Here is an 18,342-nt window from a genome sequence, read left to right on the forward strand (position 1 = left end):
AATGAAAGCTAGTGAAATCCGTGCCAAATGGCTTGCTTTTTTCGAAAGCAAAGGCCATAAAATCGAACCAAGCGCATCGCTCGTTCCGCATAATGATCCGTCCTTGCTATGGATCAATGCCGGTATGGCGCCGCTAAAAGCATATTTTGACGGACGCGTCATACCGGAAAACCCGCGTATTACGAACTCGCAAAAATGTATCCGCACGAATGATATTGAAAACGTGGGCAAAACACGCCGTCACCACACCTTTTTTGAAATGCTGGGCAACTTCTCCATTGGAGATTACTTTAAAGAAGAAGCGATTACTTGGGCATGGGAGTTTCTAACCGAGCCGCAATGGATCGGCTTTGATCCGAACCGCTTGTCGGTAACGGTGTATCCTGAGGACGAAGAAGCTTTTGCTTTCTGGAACACCAAAATCGGCCTTCCAGCAGAGCGCATTTATAAGCTGGAGGAAAACTTCTGGGATATCGGCGAGGGCCCATGCGGACCTTGTACGGAAATTTTTTATGACCGCGGCGAAAAATACGGCGACCTGTCCGACCCAGAGTGCTGGCCGGGCGGAGAGAATGAGCGTTTCCTCGAGGTTTGGAACGTCGTGTTCTCGCAATTCAACCATAACAAGGATGGCAGCTATACGCCGCTTCCTATCAAAAACATTGATACAGGCGCCGGACTTGAGCGTTTTGCTTCGATTTTGCAGGACGTGGATTCAAACTTTGATACGGATTTGTTCCTTCCAATCATCGATCGTACCTGCCAAATTGCAAAAGTAACCTATAAAGCGAGCGAAGAGCAGGACGTTGCGCTTAAGGTTATCGCGGATCATATCCGTACCGTTGCGTTTGCAGTAGGCGACGGCGTAATGCCGTCCAACGAAGGCCGCGGCTACATTATTCGCCGTTTGCTTCGCCGTGCCGTACGTTATGGGAAAACAATCGGCATCGACCGTCCGTTCCTGCATGAGCTAACATCTGTCGTTGGCGAAGTCATGGGCGTTTACTATCCAGAGGTTGTGGAGAAGCGCGAATTCATCGAGCGTGTAATCCGGACGGAGGAAGAGCGTTTCCATGAGACGTTGTCCGACGGTTTGGCTATGCTGTCTGAGCTCGTAGCTGCCGCTACAAAAGCAGGCAACAAAGAAATTAACGGCGACGATGCGTTCCGCCTATATGATACGTATGGCTTCCCGTTTGATTTGACGGAAGACTTTGCTTCGGAGAACGGCATGACGGTTGACCGCGCCGGCTTTGATACTGCAATGGAAGCGCAGCGTGACCGCGCTCGCGCTGCGCGCCAAGACACTGGCAGCATGAAGGTTCAAGGCGGACCGCTTGGCGATTTTACGGTTAAAAGCGATTTTGTTGGCTATAATGTACTGGTAACTGAATCGCAAATCCTTGCCATCGTTCACGACGATTTGCTAGTTGATGCTGCGGCTGAAGGCAGCAAAGTAGTCGTTATTCTAGATCGCACGCCTTTCTATGCGGAAAGCGGCGGCCAAATCGGCGATAAAGGTACAATCGCAGGCAACGGCTTCACCCTGCAAGTTGAAGACGTGACAAAAGCGCCTCACGGACAAAACGTTCATCATGCCATCGTAACGTCAGGAACCGCTCGCACAGGCGAGACAGTGAAAGCGACCGTTACAAGGGATGTGCGTGACGACGTTATCAAAAACCATACGGCAACGCATTTGCTTCATAAAGCGCTTAAAGAAGTGCTCGGCGATCACGTCAATCAAGCGGGCTCCCTGGTAGAAGCAGAGCGTCTCCGCTTCGACTTCTCGCATTTTGGCAGCATTACAGCTGAAGAGCTGGTTGAGATCGAGCGCCGCGTGAACGAGCAAATTTGGCTTGGCACGGCTGTATCGATTGACTTGAAATCGTTGAACGAAGCGAAGGCGATGGGCGCTATGGCCTTGTTCGGCGAAAAATACGGCGATGTGGTGCGCGTCGTTCAGGTTGGAAGCTACAGCTTAGAGCTTTGCGGCGGCTGCCACGTAGGCAATACTTCGCAAATTGGACTGTTCAAGCTGCTTAGCGAGAGCGGAATTGGTTCAGGCGTACGAAGAATTGAAGCTGTTACGGGTAAACATGCGTATAACTATTTGGAAGGCCAGCTTGAGCTGCTTAAGCAATCGGCTTCTCTTCTGAAATCGAACACGAACGATGTCCCTAAGCGGATCGAAGCTTTGTTCGGGCAAGTGAAAGAACTATCGCGTGACAACGAATCGCTGCAAGCGAAGCTGAGCCGGATCGAAGCGGGCTCGCTCGAGCAAAACGCGAAAACGGTTGATGGCGTTACGGTGCTGTGCGCGAAAGTAAATGCGCCTTCGATGGATGCGCTTCGCGGCATCGTTGATGAGCTGAAGCTGAAGCTTGAATCCAGCGTTATCGTACTAGGGGCAATCGCGGATGACAAAGTGAATCTGGCAGCAGCCGTTTCTGCGGACCTTATCAAAAAAGGTTTCCATGCAGGGAAGATTGTCAAAGAGGCTGCCGTACACTGCGGCGGCAGCGGCGGCGGACGCCCAGATATGGCGCAAGCGGGCGGAAAAGATACATCCAAGCTGGATGAAGCATTGAAACTTGCGGAAGAACTAGTTCTTAATCAAACAAATGTGATATGATATAAATGTATATCCGATTAGAAAGCGGTTTGGAAAGCGAGGTGCTGGCGATGAGTTCCATGGACAATACAATGAAATTTAACGTGAAGGCGGAGGGGGTTGAATCTTCTCAAGACATTCTGCTATCGGTGCATGAAGCGCTTCTAGAGAAAGAGTATAATCCGATTAACCAGATCGTTGGGTATTTGCTGTCCGGAGATCCCGCGTATATTCCGCGGCATAACAACGCCAGGAGTTTAATTCGCAAGAAGGAACGAGACGAATTAATTGAAGAGCTTGTCCGGTTTTATCTAAACCATAAGAAACAATAACAAATTAGGCAGGAGCCGGACAAGACATGAGATTGATGGGACTGGATTACGGTGACCGCAACATTGGAGTTGCAGTCAGCGACGCCTTTCGTTGGACCGCACAAGGGACCGGAGTCGTAGAGCGCAGACGCGATGGAAGCGAATTTGACCGCATTGCCGACTTGGTAAAGGAGCATGAGGTTAGTGAGATCGTTGTCGGTCTGCCAAAAAATATGAACGGTACCATCGGTCCACGTGGCGAAATTTGCATGGAATTCGCAGAACAGATTAAGCAGAAACTAAACATACCTGTTCACCTTTGGGATGAAAGGCTGACAACGGTAGCTGCCGAACGAACGCTTATTGAAGCGGACGTCAGCCGGAAGAAGCGAAAGCTCGTAATAGACAAAATGGCGGCAACGCTTATTTTGCAAAATTATCTCGATTCTAAAGCGAAAAGGTGAGGGTAAACATGACAAAAGAAGATCTGGAATTCGAAGAGCCGGAAATTATTTATATCCCGGATGAAGAAGGCAATGAAGAGGAATTCGAAGTCATCATGAAATTTGAAGTTGATGGTTCCGATCAGAAATATATGATGGTCGTTCCGCTTGCAGGCGAAAATGACGAGGAAGATGAAGTATACGCTTTCCGTTACGAAGAAGAAGGCGACGACTTGAAGCTTTACACCATTGAAGACGAAGAAGAGTGGAACATGGTTGAAGAAACGTTCAATACTCTCCTAGGCGAGATGGAGGAAGAGGACTAATGTCAGGCACAGAGCATGAAGCGCCAAAGAAGCTCAATAGCTTGAGAACGGCTTTTGGCAATGAAATCGAATTGGAAGCAGATGACGGCAGCGTAGAAGTGTACGATATCAAAGCTGAGTTTCAGCTGGGCGATCGTATTTATGCAGCCCTTCAATCAGATCCGATGCGCGGCGAGGAAGATGTAGAGCTATTCCGCGTGATCCAAGTTGACGGTGAGCCGCAGCTGGAGAACATCGAGAATGATGAAGAATGGGAGGCAGCTTCAGAAGCTTATGACGATTTGTTATTCGCGACTGACGAGCGGCCTTAAGAAAGTCTATATGCATGAAGCAAGAGAGCGGTTTATAACCGCTCTTTTGTTCCATGTAGAGGGACATTTGCTCAAGCCCTGTATTAAGGTTGTTGTTGTACTCGGAACTTAAGCTGAGCCGCCAACGCTATGGTCTCAGCCGTTTTCGCCTGCGCATTGCTGATTAGGGAAAATAATGGAAGATAAAGAGGGGGTCCCAGGTTGGACAAGTTATCACAGCAGCCTGAGCATCGCGACCAGCAATCATCATCCGGTCCGAAGCGAAGCCGCATAACATTATGGGTTATTTTAAGCTTGCTTGGCATTATGATTCTTGGTGCCGGCAGCGTAGCTTTCTATGTTTGGAACAGTTTGCAGCCTACTAAGGCTGGCGAGGTGCAAAAGCTGGAAATTCCTTCGGGAACGTCGGCGAACGAGGTTGCGGATTTGCTTGAGCAGCAGGGGATCATTAAGAACTCATTTATTTTTAAATATTACTTGAAGCTGAATGACCAAGGATCTCGCTTCCAAGCGGGTATATATGAGCTTAGCCCTGGAATGGATAACGATGCGATCATCGCAAAGCTGAACGCCGGTGACACGGTGGCGGCTGAAACGATTCGCTTCACGATACCTGAAGGCTTTACCGTGCTGCAAATTGCTGACAAGCTTGCGGCGGAGAAGCTGATCGACAAGGATAAATTTATGGAGCTCGTCGCCACGCAAAAAACGTGGGGAGATGCGGAGGCTGTTCGCTCAATCCCAGATACGGATAAGCTTCATAAGCGGCTGGAAGGGTACCTATTCCCCGAGACGTATGAAATGAAAATGGAAAGCACCGAAGAGGACATTATTAAGCGGATGGTGTCAGAACTTGACCGCAAGCTGGGCGAGCTTCCTGAGGGCTGGATGGATGTGCTTGAAGAGAAAAAAATGACGCTCCATGACCTACTGACCATCGCTTCGCTAGTGGAGCGAGAGGTTGTTGTGGATGAGGAAAGAGCGCTTGTAGCGGGCGTCATTTATAATCGCATCGCGGATGGGATGAAGCTCCAAATCGATGCGACGGTTCAATATTCGCTGGATAAGCCAAAGGAAAGACTGTACGAGAAGGATTTGCTCGTAGACAGTCCTTATAATACGTACAAAGTGGAAGGCTTGCCGCCTGGACCGATCGCTAGCCCTAGCCTAGATTCGATTGAAGCGGCATTGCACCCAGAGAAAACGGATTATTTCTTTTACGTAACGAAAAAAGACGGCACCCAGACCCATTTGTTTGCAAAAACCTATAAAGAACATTTGAGAAACATCGAGAAAAGCAATCAAACAGCTGGATAGATCAGATGTATAGAGGAGCTGTGACAGCTGTCGCAGTTTTTGAGGAGGATTTGAGCATGACGTACAAGCCGGAATTGTTAGCTACCGCCGCATCGTTAGAGGAGCTTGAGAGGCTCATGGCAGCAGGTGCGGATGCTTTTGTCATCGGCGAAGCACGTTACGGTATGCGGTTAGCAGGCGAGTTTACTATAGAGATGATTGCAGAAGCTGTAAAGGCGGCAAAGCCAAAGGGAGTAAAGATTTATGCGGCGCTTAACAATCTGATGGACAATGATGCAGTGGATTCATTGGATTCGTATGTAGCCTCGCTTGCCGAAGCAGGCGTCGATGCGATTGTATTCGGCGATCCAGCCGTGTTGATGGCAGCCAGAGTGCATGCCCCGGGCATGGCTTTGCACTGGAATGCGGAGATGACTTCAACCAATTTTGTTACGGCTAATTATTGGGGGCGCAGAGGCGCTACTAGATATGTGTTGGCACGCGAGCTGAACATGGAACAGGTTATCGAGACAGCTTCTAGCTCAGAGCTGGAAATTCAGGTTCAGGTGCATGGCATGACAAATATTTATCACTCCAAACGCTCGCTGGTGGGCAGCTATATGGATCACCAAACGGAAGCAGAACGGCTGCCTGTGAAGGATAAGGATCGTGGCCTGTACGTGATGGAAGCAGAGCGCAAGGATGAACGGTACCCAATCTATGAAGATAGGAATGGGACTCATATTATGAGCTCAGACGATATTTGCATGGTAGAGAACTTGCACGAGCTGCTAGAGGCTGGCGTAAAAAGCTTGAAGATCGAAGGTTTTATGAAATCGATTGAATACAATGAGATCGTCGTACGCGCCTATCGGAAAACGATTGACGCTTATATGGCTAATCCGGCTGATTATTCTTTTCAAGAAGAGTGGCTGGATGCGATTAAAGAAGTACAGAACCCGAACCGCGAGCTGAGCTACGGATTCTTCTACAAAGAGCAAGTATATTGATAGTGAGTTGATTACGAAGTAAGTTTTGCTCCGCAAAACTAAGATAATGCTTACGAAGTAAGTTTTGCTTCGCAAAACTAAGATAATGCTTACGAAGTAAGTTTTGCTTCGCAAAACTTTGGGAGGTGCACATAAATGACGACAATCGAGAAGACGACTCCGCGCTATCAAGGCAAGCGGAATCGGCTGGATAAGCCGGAGCTGCTTGCTCCCGCAGGCAATTTGGAGAAGCTGAAATTCGCCATTCATTATGGGGCTGACGCGGTTTATATCGGCGGTCAGAAATACGGCTTGCGATCCAATGCGGATAACTTTAGCTTTGAGGAAATGAAGGAAGGCGTAGAGTTCGCTAATCGCTATGGCGCAAAGGTGTTTGTCGCTACGAATATCTATGCGCATAATGAGGACGTAGAAGGTCTTGAGGACTACTTGCGCGCGTTAGAGGAAGCTGGCATATCGGCTATCATCGCTGCTGATCCTGCTATCATTGAGACAGCGCAGCGCGTAGCGCCGAAGCTGGAGGTTCATCTAAGCACGCAGCAATCGACCCTGAATTGGCAGGCTGTCCAATTTTGGAAGGATGAAGGTTTGCCGCGCGTCGTGCTGGCGCGTGAAACAAGCTTTAAAGATATCGCCGAAATCAAAAAACATGTTGATATTGAAATCGAAGCGTTCATCCACGGGGCGATGTGCTCCTCGTTCTCTGGGCGCTGCGTGCTGTCGAACCATTTTACGGATCGTGACTCCAACCGCGGCGGCTGCTCGCAGTCATGCCGCTGGAAGTATGATCTGTTTGTTGACGATATGCCGTTATATCCGGAAGAAGAAGATAAGTTTACGATGGGCTCAAAGGATCTATGCATGATCGAATACTTGCCGGAGCTTATCGAGGTTGGCGTGGACAGCTTCAAAATTGAAGGCAGAATGAAAAGCATTCACTATGTTGCAACTGTCGTTAACGTGTATCGGCAAGCGATTGATGCTTATTTTGCAGATCCGGAGCATTTTGAGCTGAAGCGGGAATGGGTCGAAGAGATCAATAAAGCTGCGAATCGACCGCTTAATACAGGGTTTTTCCTGGATACACCAGGAGCAGAGGATCATATTTACGAGCCTGAGGAAAAAGCGGCTCCTTATGATTTTGCAGGCGTAGTGCTTGATTATGACGCGAAGACGGGATTTGCTACTGTACAGCAGCGCAATCATTTTAAGCTGGGACAGGAAATTGAGTTCGTTGGTCCGCAGGGTACTTTCTTCAAACAAACGATAACTGAAATTACCGATGCCGATGGCACCGCGCTTGAAGCGGCTCGTCATCCGTTGCAGCATATACGAATAAGGACCCTTAAGCCTGTTAAGACGATGGATATGATGAGAAAAAAGATTGGGAAAAAGTAATAAAAAAAGCAAACATTTGAAGAGTCTTATTTTTCGACAAAAATAAGATTCTTTTTTTTGGTTTATTATTATAAATTGACAAGATGCTGTCGATATAAAATAATATATTGTAAATACATATTCCGGCAAGATTCGCTAGCAACAAATGAACTATTTTACTATTTTAGACTCTTAATTATAAGGCGGTGTCTTTCCTAATGAAAAATGCGGAAGAACAGAAAGAGAAGAAGCTCATGAAGAAAAAGAACAAAGCAGAACCACTCGATTCAAATGGCACGAAAACAGATAAAAATTTGAAAGCGCAATCAGGAATAAAGGCAATATCTCAAGCTGCGAAGTCGGCAACAACCTCGATAAAGGGTACAAAACTGTCGAATCCGGTTAAATCGGTAGGTACAAAGTTATTTTTAATTATTTTTTGCAGCATCATTGCTTGCGTAATGACTGTAGGTCTAATGGCATATTCCAAATCGAAGTCGATAGTTGAAAGCAAGGTTTCGGATGCAAGCTTTGAAACAATCAAGCAGGTGGCTAATAACCTGGACGTTATTTATCGTACATACGAGGATCTTTCGCTGCAAATTTTGATCGATAAGGACTTTCATGCCATTGTTAGGAAAATGACCGAGAGTCAGGAAGAATACGCAAAGTTTGAGGCGTCGCGCAATTTAGGCGACAAAATGCAAAATTATTTAATGGGCAACAGCACGATCGTTTCCATGATGTTATTGCCGGTAAACCCGAAGCTGGATGTTATAACGGCTGGTTCGGCAACCAACAACAGCGCGGAGCGATTGATGAAAACCGCTTGGTACATGGATACTCTCAAAAATGCGGGAAAAGCGAGCTGGATTCCGCCACAGCCGGAAGGTCTGGCTAATGCATCCGGCGTACCGACTATCGGACTAAGCCGTCTCATAAAAGATACGACGACTAGCGAAGCCTCGTATGTATTGCTGATGGAAATACCGGTTTCCTCCATTGCGGATCGTTTCAAAGATGTTAGCCTTGGCAAAGACAGCCAGCTTGCGATCTTAGATGCTGGCAGCAACTATATTACAAATCCTGATGAGTCTATGATAGGCAAGATGGCCAGCATCACTCTTCCGAAAGAAGGGGACAAGTCGCAAGAGGACTCCGTGAAAATGAAAACAATCAACGGAGAAGATGTGCTCGCTGCTTACAAAACCTTTGAGGCGATGGACTGGAAACTAGTAGGTACCGTTCCGGTTAAAGAGCTCGTGAAGGATGCGAAAGCGATTCAAAACATGACTTGGATTACTGTATTCGTCGCTGCGCTAATCGCAATAGCAATCGGTATTCTCGTCATTATGACGATTGCGAAACCACTCGTGAAGCTTCGTAATTTGATGACTGAGGGCGCAAGCGGCAACCTGACCGTACGCTCCGAGATGAACAATCGCCAGGATGAAATCGGTGAACTGAGCAAGAGCTTCAACCTAATGATGACGCAAATTACAGCATTGGCCGTTCAAACGACAAGGTCAGCTGAGGATGTATTATTGACAGCAACCGAGCTTAGCGACGCTTCCAGAAAAACGGCTATTTCCGCTAAGGAAATTGCCGTCGCTACAGAGGAAATCGCGGGCGGTGCTACAAGCCTTGCGGTGGAAGCCGAGAGAGGCACGGATTTGACCGGACACATTGACGTCCAAATGAAGAAGGTAATAGATGCCAATGAGCAGATGGTCCGCTCCGCACAAGAGGTAGAGAAGGCGAGCGAGCAAGGAACGGCATATATGGGCGTGCTTATCCAGAAAACGGGCATGACGGAAGAAATGACGCGTTCCATGGTTGAGAAAGTTGATGCGTTGAAGGAAAGCACGGGCTCAATCGTTAAAATTTTGGACGTGCTCAACAACTTAACGAAGCAAACGAATATTTTGTCGCTGAATGCAACGATTGAGGCGGCTCGCGCAGGAGCTGCGGGCAAAGGCTTTATGGTCGTAGCCGATGAAATCCGCAAGCTTGCCGATCAATCCCGTCAGTCCATCGATGTAGTCGGACAAATTACCGAGAAAATCAGAGGCGAAATTGACGAGACTGTACATGTTCTGTCGGACGCTTATCCGTTGTTCCAAGAGCAAATTGGCTCGGTAAAAGAAGCTAACCAAATTTTCTTGACGGTATCGGGTCAAATGGGGCAGCTGACGCAGAGGCTGGAGCTAGTTACCGATTCGATCGGTCAGTTGGATGAATCGCAAGCGGTACTCGCGGAAGCGATGACGAACGTAAGCGCGGTAGCGGAAGAGTCGTCCGCAACTTCCGAGGAAGTAGCTTCACTCAGCACGGAGCAGCTCAGCATCAGCGACGGCATGGTTCGCCTATCCGAGAAGCTGGATACGGTATCCCGCGAGCTGAAGGATTCGCTTGCCCAGTTTAAGATTGAATAGAGGCGCTACGGCAATATGGAATGGAAGTAGAGCTGTTCAGGCATTGATTGCTGAACGGCTCTTTTTTTTATGCGGAAATAAAGAGGGATGTTTGGAGTGATGCGGATAAAGGAAATAATGATTGAATATGGCAAGCGGCAGCCGCTGAGCGGAGGCGGCAAGCAAAAGGAGATCTGGCATCGTGGTGGTGAGTCGAGATGTTTAAACGCATAGGGGTAGCTGCATGTATCATCAGCTTCATCATGTTTATCTATATTGGGCGGCTTGCGTGGCTGCAGCTCATGCCGGGAAGCTCTTCGGCGGCTGTTCTTTCGCCGCAGGCTAGTCGAGGAGGCTGGCAGAGGCTGTCTGTATTGCAGCGTCAGCGTAATTTGGTGCTTGATACGGGACGAGGCGATTTTTACGATCGTCATGGCGTGCCTATTACAGGCGAAACGTATTCGGCTGTCGCTTTATTTCCCGTAAGGAAAGATACACGCGGGGAAATGAAGGACGTAAGGGAGCTTAGCGGGCTGTTAGGCGTAAATGTGGAACAGCTGCAGCAAAGATGGGATGCCGTGCGAGAGCCTGTATTTTGGGAGGTTGAAGGGCAGCGGCATCCTCTGCGCCTAACGGAAGCTCAAGCCAAACGGATTAAAGAGCTTAAGCTGAACGGAATCCGCGTCCTTCCCTATCGCAACCGCTATTTGCCGCAGTTTGATGCCAAGCATCTGATTGGCTTTACGAGCCAGCATCCAGAGTGGCTGCAGGCTGAGCATGCGGATGAGCTCGCGAGCGGCAAAAGAAAGCTGGCGGAGCAGGTTGGCGGCTCTGGGCTGGAGAAGTCGCTGGACAAGCTGCTGCATGGCGTGGGTGCGACGTCCGTATCTTATTTCATAGACGGTCAAAACGCTCCGATGCATGGGCTTGATATGCGGATTACGCAGCCTGGCAACCCTTATTATCCGCTGAAGGCGATGACGACTATCGATTTGAAGCTGCAAAATGAGATAGAGGAATACGTGGATAAACAGGGGATGAAGGAAGGGGCAATCGTGGTGCTCGATGCGAACAATGCGGACATCGTCGCCATGGTGTCGCGCCCGCAGCTAAAGCCAGGGCAGTTCCAAAGCTCCGATGGCTCCGAGTGGTCTAATCACGCGCTCAAGGCCGTTGCTCCCGGCTCCGTGTTCAAACTGATTACGGAGGCAGCGGCTTTGGAGACAGGCGTGGCATCGCAGCATGAAACGTTTACTTGCAGCGGCGAATACGGCAAATACGGCTTGTCCTGCTGGAAGGAAGGCGGCCACGGCCGTCTGACCCTCCAAGAAGGCTTAGCCCAATCATGCAATATCGCTTTCGCGACCATTGCCGAGCGGCTTAAAGCGTCTGAGCTCCAACAAGTGGCTGATGCCCTAGGAGTGGGCAGGCAAGCAGGCTGGCATCGAGACCATGCATTTGGTCCGTTCGGAGGCCCGCTGCGGCTGCTGGAGGAAGAAGAGGGCGGACAGCTGTTTGCGGCTGTGGGGAGCAGTGGGGGGAGTGCGGGAGGTGTAGGAAGTGCAGGGGAGTTACATGAGGGTTTGAAGAGTGTGGGTGAAGGGAACGAACGTAGTGGCGGGAATGGAGTGGCCATGGGGAGCGGAAAGAAAAGCGAGCAAAGCGGAAACGGCAACGATGGAAATGACGTAAAAAGCGAGCAAAGCGGTAACTTAGAGAAGAGCGAGAAGCGAAGCGGGAAGCAGGCTGCGGCGCAGAAGGCGCTGGATCGAGCTGCGATGCTTGCAGCTGTCGATGGTGGCGTGCTCGCGCAGAGCGGGATTGGGCAGCGTGATGTCCGGATGACGCCGCTTCAGGCGGCAAATCTGATTGTAACGCTGCTTAATGATGGGCGCGTGATGGAGCCGCGCCTGGTCAGTGAAATCCGCTATGCCAACGGCCAGCGGATGGTGAAGCTGCCCGCGCAGCGTGCGCAAGCCATTAGCGGCCGGATCAAGCCGGCCACTGCTCATGCGCTGCGGCGCGGCATGGAGGCGGTCGTCGACCATGGAACCGGTCGGTCGATCCGCCAAGGGCTGTGGGCGGTAGCCGGGAAATCAGGCACCGCCGAAACGACGCGGGCCGGAATCGCCCGCAACCACCAGTGGTTTGCAGGCTACGGCCCGGTCAAAAAGCCTCGCTACGCCATAGCCGTGCTCGTCGAGAACAAACCGCCTGGCAGCTCCCACCAGGCGACAAAGCTTTTTCGCGGCGTCATGGATATCGCCGCCCGTATTTCCAGCCAAGAAGGAAGCTAATTCGGTACGCCGTCCTAGCTTCCTTGCTATGTCGAGCCGCATTAACATCGGTTTTTCGGCTAGGTTGCGGTTTATACAACGTGAACCAGACACGGGAGCGCTTTTTGCTGATTCGATTGCAGTTATGCAATAGAAATTAATCAATCCCATCTCAGAAGGGATGAATCAGCCGATTCTGCTGCATTTTCTACAGCGCAGCGCAGTTTTGATGCAGCACCTCCAGCAGTTAGTCGCCGTCGTTCGCTGCAATCAATCGCAACAAAAAAAAGCCAAGCCCCTTCAGCGAACATTCGCGCTGAAGGGGTTTGGCTTTTAAACCTACTGCTTTTCTCACATTGTCCTTCACTTACTTTTCCTCAGCCTTACTCTTTCCCCTTCTCCTCATCACGCTTCAAGCTATCCACATACGGCCCGGTCACGGGGGTGTCGAATTCGCCTAGCGGCGCGTGAATCCAGCGGTGGAAATAACCTTGATCGTACAGCGCTTTGATTAGGATCATAAGAATTGGCGACAGGATGACGCCGGCAACGCCGAACAGCGATAACGAAATGATCATGAAGGCAAGCATCGTAAAGGCGGATACGCCAAGTGAGTCGCCCGTAATTTTTGGCTCAAGAATTTGACGGGTAAGCACGACTGCAAGAAATAGCGCGGATAACCAGATCGCTAATGAAATTTTGCCTACGATGATCAAATAAATAATCCATGGTATAAAAATCGTCCCAACGCCAAGCAGCGGCAAAATGTCGAAGATCGCAGAGACGACGGCTATGACGAACGCATTTTCTACCCGGAGGCAAATAAGCGCGATCAAGATGACGATAAAGGTGATGCTGATCATTTTTGCCTGCGCTTTAATGTAAAGCGCAATGCCCTTGAATACGTTGTTGCGAAGGAAGAAAAAGGCGGTCTTAAACGTGTTAGGCGTTTTGTTCTCGGCAGTCTGCTTCCATGTCGTAATTTCGATGCTTAAGAAATAAGCTAATATAATACCGACCACAAAATTAAAAACAAAGGTGGAGATGGAGGAGACGTAGTTGATTAGGTTTTTAAAGATGGATTGTCCGAATTTCGCAAAAGTGGATGAAGCGCCATTGATTAAATCTTTGGAGCGTTCCACCAAATCTAGATCATCCGGCATCGTGCCGAGACGTTTCTGTGCCTCTTCCGTTATGTTCGCAATTTGGACCGCGAGAATTTCTTGATATTTCGGAAAGTTCGCATACAGCTCCTGGCCTTGCTTCGTTATCAAATAAGCGGCACCTGAGAAAGCGCCCAATATGACAAGGGTAAACACCAAGATCGATATGCCTGATGCGATTGATTTTTTCATGCCCAGCTTGTTCAACCGCCTTGCCAGCGGCTCGATACATAAAAAAATGAGAAATGAAAAAAATATAGGAGTTGCGATGCGGTACAAGTAGCTAAAGGAATACATTATTAAATACACGGTTAAAGCAATAAGTGCGATGTCGAAAGCGGTTCGCCAGTACTTTTTGTAAAAGGGCAGCATGGTTGGTACTCCTTCTTTTTCCATAATCATATTTCCATAAAGATTGTACTATAGTTTTTAAAAAGATGCCTATTTTTTATTGCGTTATGCTACAATTAAAGCTACTGTTGTTGTTTTGTACCGCTATCCATTCGTCGACTAAATCATATAACGGTGGGGAAAACAAAATGGAAAATTTGCTGTTATGGGGATTATACGTCGCAACCTTCTATGCGTTTCTTCCAGGTCTTATTAGCCGTACATTTGGCTTTCGTGTTTTTAAGAAGGGCCGGGTAGAAAAGGAAATTTCCCTGACGTTTGATGATGGGCCTGATCCGGTTTATACGCCGATGCTGCTCGATCTTCTCGCCCGTTACGATGCCAAAGCGACCTTTTTTGTCGTTGGCTCGCATGCTGAGGGACAAGAAGCGCTGCTGCGGCGGATGAGTGATGAAGGCCATGTACTGGGCATTCATAATTATGTTCATAAATCGAATTGGTTGATGCGTCCTAGAACGGTCAAACGCCAAATCGAGCGTACGATTGACATCATTGAGAATGCAACGGGTGTGCGTTCGGCTTATTATCGGCCGCCTTGGGGAATCGTAAACGTATTTGATTATGCGAACTTAGGTTATTTACAAATTATTTTATGGTCGGCGATGTTCGGTGACTGGCGCATTCGGCTTGGCCCTGACCGGCTGAAGAAGCGGATGCTAAAGAAGCTTAGACCGGGTGAAGTCATGCTTCTGCATGATTGCGGCATGACGTTTGGGGCAGATAAAGATGCGCCCAAAAATATGCTTATCGCCTTAGAAGCTTATTTAGAGGAAGGCACGAAGCGCGGCTACCGATTCGTAGGCATTGAGGAAATGATGAAGCTGTCCGACGTTTCGCGTTCGACAAGTGCTCCCTCCATTTGGAAGAGAGCGCTCATCTCGCTTTGGCTGATGTGGGAAAGAGCGTTTCACGTTATATTCCGCCTCAAAACGGTGGGTGACGTCAAGGACGCAGCTTTCCATTATCGGGTGACTACCTATCACGGGGAGGATATCGAGCTGGCGGCAGGCGGAAGAGTTGAGAAGGGCGACCGCATTGCAGAACTGCATTTCGACAACAAAAAGCTGTCCTCCATCGCCGCTACCTCCAAATCGCCGGTAGCTACCGGAATCCGAATGCTTCGTGAGGTGGAGCAGGCTCTGCCGCTGCTCGCGAATCAGCTCGCTGCCGATCATGATGCTGATGATATTAAAGCGGTCTATGGCGTCACGATGATCCATCGCGGGGCTGATCGTCTCGGTTTTGAAATCTTTCAGCTTCCGGAAGGCTTTTTTGCCAAATCGACTCGCATATACTTGCGTATTTTGATTCGAGTGCTTACCAATAATACGAAGCAGTCGGCAAAGGGCAAAAAAAGAAGAGAAACGATCTCGCCGCGGATGCTGCTGATGCCGGTCAACACTATAAGGCGCCATGCGACGGTTCAACTGAACAAGATGCAAGAGGAAGCAGAGCGAATAAGCGATGCTGTAGAGAGAACTATAAGCGCGGCAGCCGACGAAGCTGCGCAGCTAGGTACGAAAACAACAGCTATATGAATACGACTTTCGTAGAAAATAAAAAAGTGGAGTGCAGGCTGTTTCCAGCTTGCACTCCACTTTTTATTAATCACGATTACATTTTCATTACGCCGCCTGTGCTGGCGGAAGTAACAAGGTGAGCGTAACGGGCGAGGTAGCCGCGTTTAATCTTAAGCTCGAAGCCTTTCCATTCGGAGCGGCGTTTTTCGAATTCTTCGTCGCTGATCAGAAGGTCCATCGTACGGTTGTTCATATCGATCTCGATGATATCGCCGTCTTGTACGAATGCGATAGGTCCGCCTTCAGCAGCTTCTGGTGAAGCGTGGCCGATGCTTATTCCGCGAGATGCGCCAGAGAAACGTCCGTCCGTTACAAGAGCGACCTTCGCGCCAAGACCCATACCTACGATTTGCGAGGTAGGAGCAAGCATTTCCGGCATACCAGGGCCGCCGCGCGGTCCTTCGTAACGGATAACTACGACATGGCCTTCTTTGATTTTGCCGTTAGCGATGCCGTGAAGCGCATCATCCTGTGAATCAAAGCAAATCGCTGGACCTTTGTGATAGCCGCCAACTGATTTGTCGACTGCACCAGTCTTGATGATTGCGCCGTTAGGAGCAAGGTTGCCGAACAATACCGCAAGGCCGCCACGCTCTGTGTGAGGGTTGTCGATCGTGCGAATAACATCGGTATCTTGAATTTCACAGCCGATTACGTTCTCGCGAAGCGTCTTGCCTGTAACTGTCAAGCAGTCGCCATGCAAAGCGCCTTCCTTCTTGAACAGCTCGTTAAGAACAGCGCTTACGCCGCCTGCATTGTGAACATCTTCAATGTGATAATCCGATGCCGGAGCGATCTTCGCAAGATGCGGCACGCGCTCAGCTACTTCGTTGATGCGTTCGATTGGATAGTCGATTCCAGCTTCATGCGCAATAGCGAGCGTGTGAAGTACGGTATTCGTCGATCCGCCCATCGCCATATCAAGCGCGAAAGCATTGTCGATCGTATCTTTTGTAACGATATCGCGTGGCTTGATGCCAAGCTCAATAATTTTCATCAACTGGCGGGCTGCTTCTTTAACGAACTCTTTACGCTCTGGGGCTACAGCAAGGATCGTGCCGTTACCAGGCAATGCAAGTCCAAGGCCTTCAGCCAAGCAGTTCATGGAGTTAGCTGTAAACATACCCGAACATGAGCCGCAAGTAGGGCAGCCAAATTGCTCAAGCTCCATCAACTGATCATCGTTGATTTTGCCGGCTTGGTGAGCGCCTACGCCTTCAAATACGCTCGAGAGCGAGATGGAACGGCCGTCGGAAGTTTTACCAGCTTTCATAGGTCCGCCGCTAACAAGCATAGTCGGGATGTTGACGCGAAGCGCGCCCATGATCATGCCCGGCGTGATTTTGTCACAGTTCGGAATACAAACCATGCCGTCAAACCAGTGCGCATTAACGACTGTTTCGATCGAATCCGCAATAATCTCACGGCTGGCAAGGGAGTAACGCATGCCGATGTGACCCATAGCGATACCGTCATCTACGCCGATCGTGTTAAATTCGAAGGGAACGCCGCCAGCTTCACGGATCGCTTCCTTAACGAGCTTGCCGAACTCCTGAAGATGAACGTGTCCAGGAATAATATCAATATACGAGTTACATACCGCGATAAATGGTTTGTCGAAATCTTCCTCTTTTACGCCTGCGGCGCGAAGCAAGCTCCGGTGCGGTGCGCGGTCGAAACCTTTTTTGATCATGTCAGAACGCATTCTTTTGGCCGCCATGTAAGTGCCCCCTATGTGCTTATTAAAATATCGATACTCTCGATTTTATCACAATGGACAAGCGTTGGCTATAACGGCAGATGGTAAGGGGTTATCTGCCAAACGTTAAAAAAACATAAAGAAACACTTAAACTTTGTGAATTTGCGCCAAACGTCGGGACATGTCGAAGGAAATTCATGTATAGTAGGCTCAACGGACACAATGAAAATGACCCTATGGATACCAAGGAGGAGATCGATGATGGAAAGAAGAGTACTAATCGTAGATGACGAGCGGGAAATTGCTGATCTCATTGAAATATATTTGAAAAACGAAGGTTTTGTAACGGAGAAGGCTTACGATGGCGAGCAGGCTTTGCTAGCGTACGAGAAAAACCCGTTTGATTTGGTTATTTTGGATATTATGATGCCGAATATGGATGGTCTTGAGGCGACAAGGCGCCTAAGGCGCGATCAATCGGTCCCCATTCTTATGCTTAGCGCAAAGGCGGAGGACATGGACAAAATAATGGGACTGATGACCGGCGCTGACGACTATATGATCAAGCCGTTTAACCCGCTGGAGCTTATCGCGCGCGTTCGTTCCTTGCTTCGCCGATCTTACCAGTACAGCGGCAATCCGGAAGGCGGCGGCGCTTCCCGGTCGGATAAGGAGCTGCGGCTCGGACCGCTTCGCATCGACAAACTGAGCCATACTGCTGAGGTTGATGGCAAACCCCTCCATTTGACCTCTACAGAATTTGGCATTTTGCATTTGCTGGCGGGACAGCCGGGCAGAGTGTTTAGCGCGGAAGATATTTTTCAGCAGGTGTGGAAAGAGAAATATTTTGATTCCAATAATACGGTGATGGTTCATATCAGCAAGCTCAGAGATAAGCTCGAGAAGGAGCTGGGCGATAAAATGATCGTTACGGTTTGGGGGGTAGGCTATAAAATTGAAGGATAATCTCGCTAGAAAATTAGTTGTGCGTTCGCTGCTCCATTTATTCGGAAGCGTGTTGCTTTCGGTTATTTCGATGTATTTTTTAATTAATGTAGGGGTGTGGCTTACGGACAATGTAAGCGAAGTAGGCTCTATTGTGCGTAGAGT

Annotated in this window: 15 protein-coding genes; 13 read left to right on the top strand and 2 right to left on the bottom strand. The window is 49.1% G+C overall.

The features are described 5' to 3' along the window. Window position 1 precedes the first annotated feature (1 nt). The 11 genes from alaS (at window position 2) to ADU23_RS33225 (ending at window position 12,715) form a co-directional block, all read left to right on the top strand. Window positions 2–2,635, top strand: coding sequence for an alanine--tRNA ligase (gene alaS, locus ADU23_RS17115; RefSeq protein ID WP_053374839.1), 2,634 nt, complete (start codon window positions 2–4; stop codon window positions 2,633–2,635). Between the two features lie 50 nt (window positions 2,636–2,685). Next, window positions 2,686–2,946 carry an IreB family regulatory phosphoprotein gene (locus tag ADU23_RS17120; RefSeq protein ID WP_053377682.1) on the top strand — a complete coding sequence of 87 codons (261 nt, stop codon included), beginning with the start codon at window positions 2,686–2,688 and terminating at the stop codon, window positions 2,944–2,946. Window positions 2,947–2,972: 26 nt separating this feature from the next. Then, window positions 2,973–3,389 (top strand): Holliday junction resolvase RuvX, encoded by a 417-nt coding sequence (gene ruvX, locus ADU23_RS17125; protein ID WP_053374840.1) that lies wholly within the window; start codon window positions 2,973–2,975, stop codon window positions 3,387–3,389. A gap of 8 nt (window positions 3,390–3,397) precedes the next feature. Further along, complete coding sequence (locus ADU23_RS17130; RefSeq protein WP_053374841.1) at window positions 3,398–3,694, top strand: DUF1292 domain-containing protein; 297 nt, start codon at window positions 3,398–3,400, stop codon at window positions 3,692–3,694. Next, window positions 3,694–4,005 carry a DUF1292 domain-containing protein gene (locus tag ADU23_RS17135; RefSeq protein WP_053374842.1) on the top strand — a complete coding sequence of 104 codons (312 nt, stop codon included), beginning with the start codon at window positions 3,694–3,696 and terminating at the stop codon, window positions 4,003–4,005. The genes ADU23_RS17130 and ADU23_RS17135 overlap by 1 nt, the downstream gene beginning before the upstream one ends. Before the next feature lie 201 nt (window positions 4,006–4,206). Continuing rightward, window positions 4,207–5,322, top strand: a complete 1,116-nt coding sequence (gene mltG / locus ADU23_RS17140; RefSeq protein WP_269433097.1) for an endolytic transglycosylase MltG — start codon at window positions 4,207–4,209, stop codon at window positions 5,320–5,322. Between the two features lie 56 nt (window positions 5,323–5,378). Beyond that, the gene (locus tag ADU23_RS17145; RefSeq protein WP_053374843.1) at window positions 5,379–6,311 is read left to right on the top strand and encodes a peptidase U32 family protein; all 933 of its coding nucleotides are present in this window, start codon (window positions 5,379–5,381) and stop codon (window positions 6,309–6,311) included. Between the two features lie 135 nt (window positions 6,312–6,446). Continuing rightward, window positions 6,447–7,709, top strand: coding sequence for a peptidase U32 family protein (locus ADU23_RS17150; protein ID WP_053374844.1), 1,263 nt, complete (start codon window positions 6,447–6,449; stop codon window positions 7,707–7,709). A 197-nt stretch (window positions 7,710–7,906) separates the two neighbouring features. Continuing rightward, window positions 7,907–10,123, top strand: coding sequence for a methyl-accepting chemotaxis protein (locus ADU23_RS17155; RefSeq protein ID WP_231637430.1), 2,217 nt, complete (start codon window positions 7,907–7,909; stop codon window positions 10,121–10,123). Window positions 10,124–10,320: 197 nt separating this feature from the next. Then, entirely contained in the window at window positions 10,321–12,399 is a 2,079-nt protein-coding gene (locus tag ADU23_RS33620) for a peptidoglycan D,D-transpeptidase FtsI family protein (RefSeq protein WP_053374845.1), read from the top strand. Between the two features lie 160 nt (window positions 12,400–12,559). Further along, complete coding sequence (locus tag ADU23_RS33225; protein WP_197286074.1) at window positions 12,560–12,715, top strand: hypothetical protein; 156 nt, start codon at window positions 12,560–12,562, stop codon at window positions 12,713–12,715. Between the two features lie 46 nt (window positions 12,716–12,761). On the opposite strand, the gene ytvI is transcribed toward ADU23_RS33225, so the two are convergent. Next, entirely contained in the window at window positions 12,762–13,913 is a 1,152-nt protein-coding gene (gene ytvI, locus ADU23_RS17165; RefSeq protein WP_053374846.1) for a sporulation integral membrane protein YtvI, read from the bottom strand. A gap of 167 nt (window positions 13,914–14,080) precedes the next feature. Here ytvI and ADU23_RS17170 point away from each other — a divergent pair, with 167 nt between their 5' ends. Further along, entirely contained in the window at window positions 14,081–15,490 is a 1,410-nt protein-coding gene (locus ADU23_RS17170; protein WP_053374847.1) for a polysaccharide deacetylase family protein, read from the top strand. A gap of 76 nt (window positions 15,491–15,566) precedes the next feature. Here ADU23_RS17170 and ilvD read toward each other — a convergent pair whose 3' ends face one another. Then, window positions 15,567–17,252, bottom strand: coding sequence for a dihydroxy-acid dehydratase (gene ilvD / locus ADU23_RS17175; RefSeq protein WP_053374848.1), 1,686 nt, complete (start codon window positions 17,250–17,252; stop codon window positions 15,567–15,569). Between the two features lie 241 nt (window positions 17,253–17,493). On the opposite strand from ilvD, the gene ADU23_RS17180 reads away from it, so the two are divergent. Further along, window positions 17,494–18,198, top strand: coding sequence for a response regulator transcription factor (locus ADU23_RS17180; RefSeq protein WP_053374849.1), 705 nt, complete (start codon window positions 17,494–17,496; stop codon window positions 18,196–18,198). Window positions 18,199–18,342 lie beyond the last annotated feature (144 nt).

This window comes from Paenibacillus sp. FJAT-27812 (assembly GCF_001273905.1).
In the GTDB taxonomy this organism is placed as follows: Bacteria; Bacillota; Bacilli; order Paenibacillales; family Paenibacillaceae; genus Pristimantibacillus.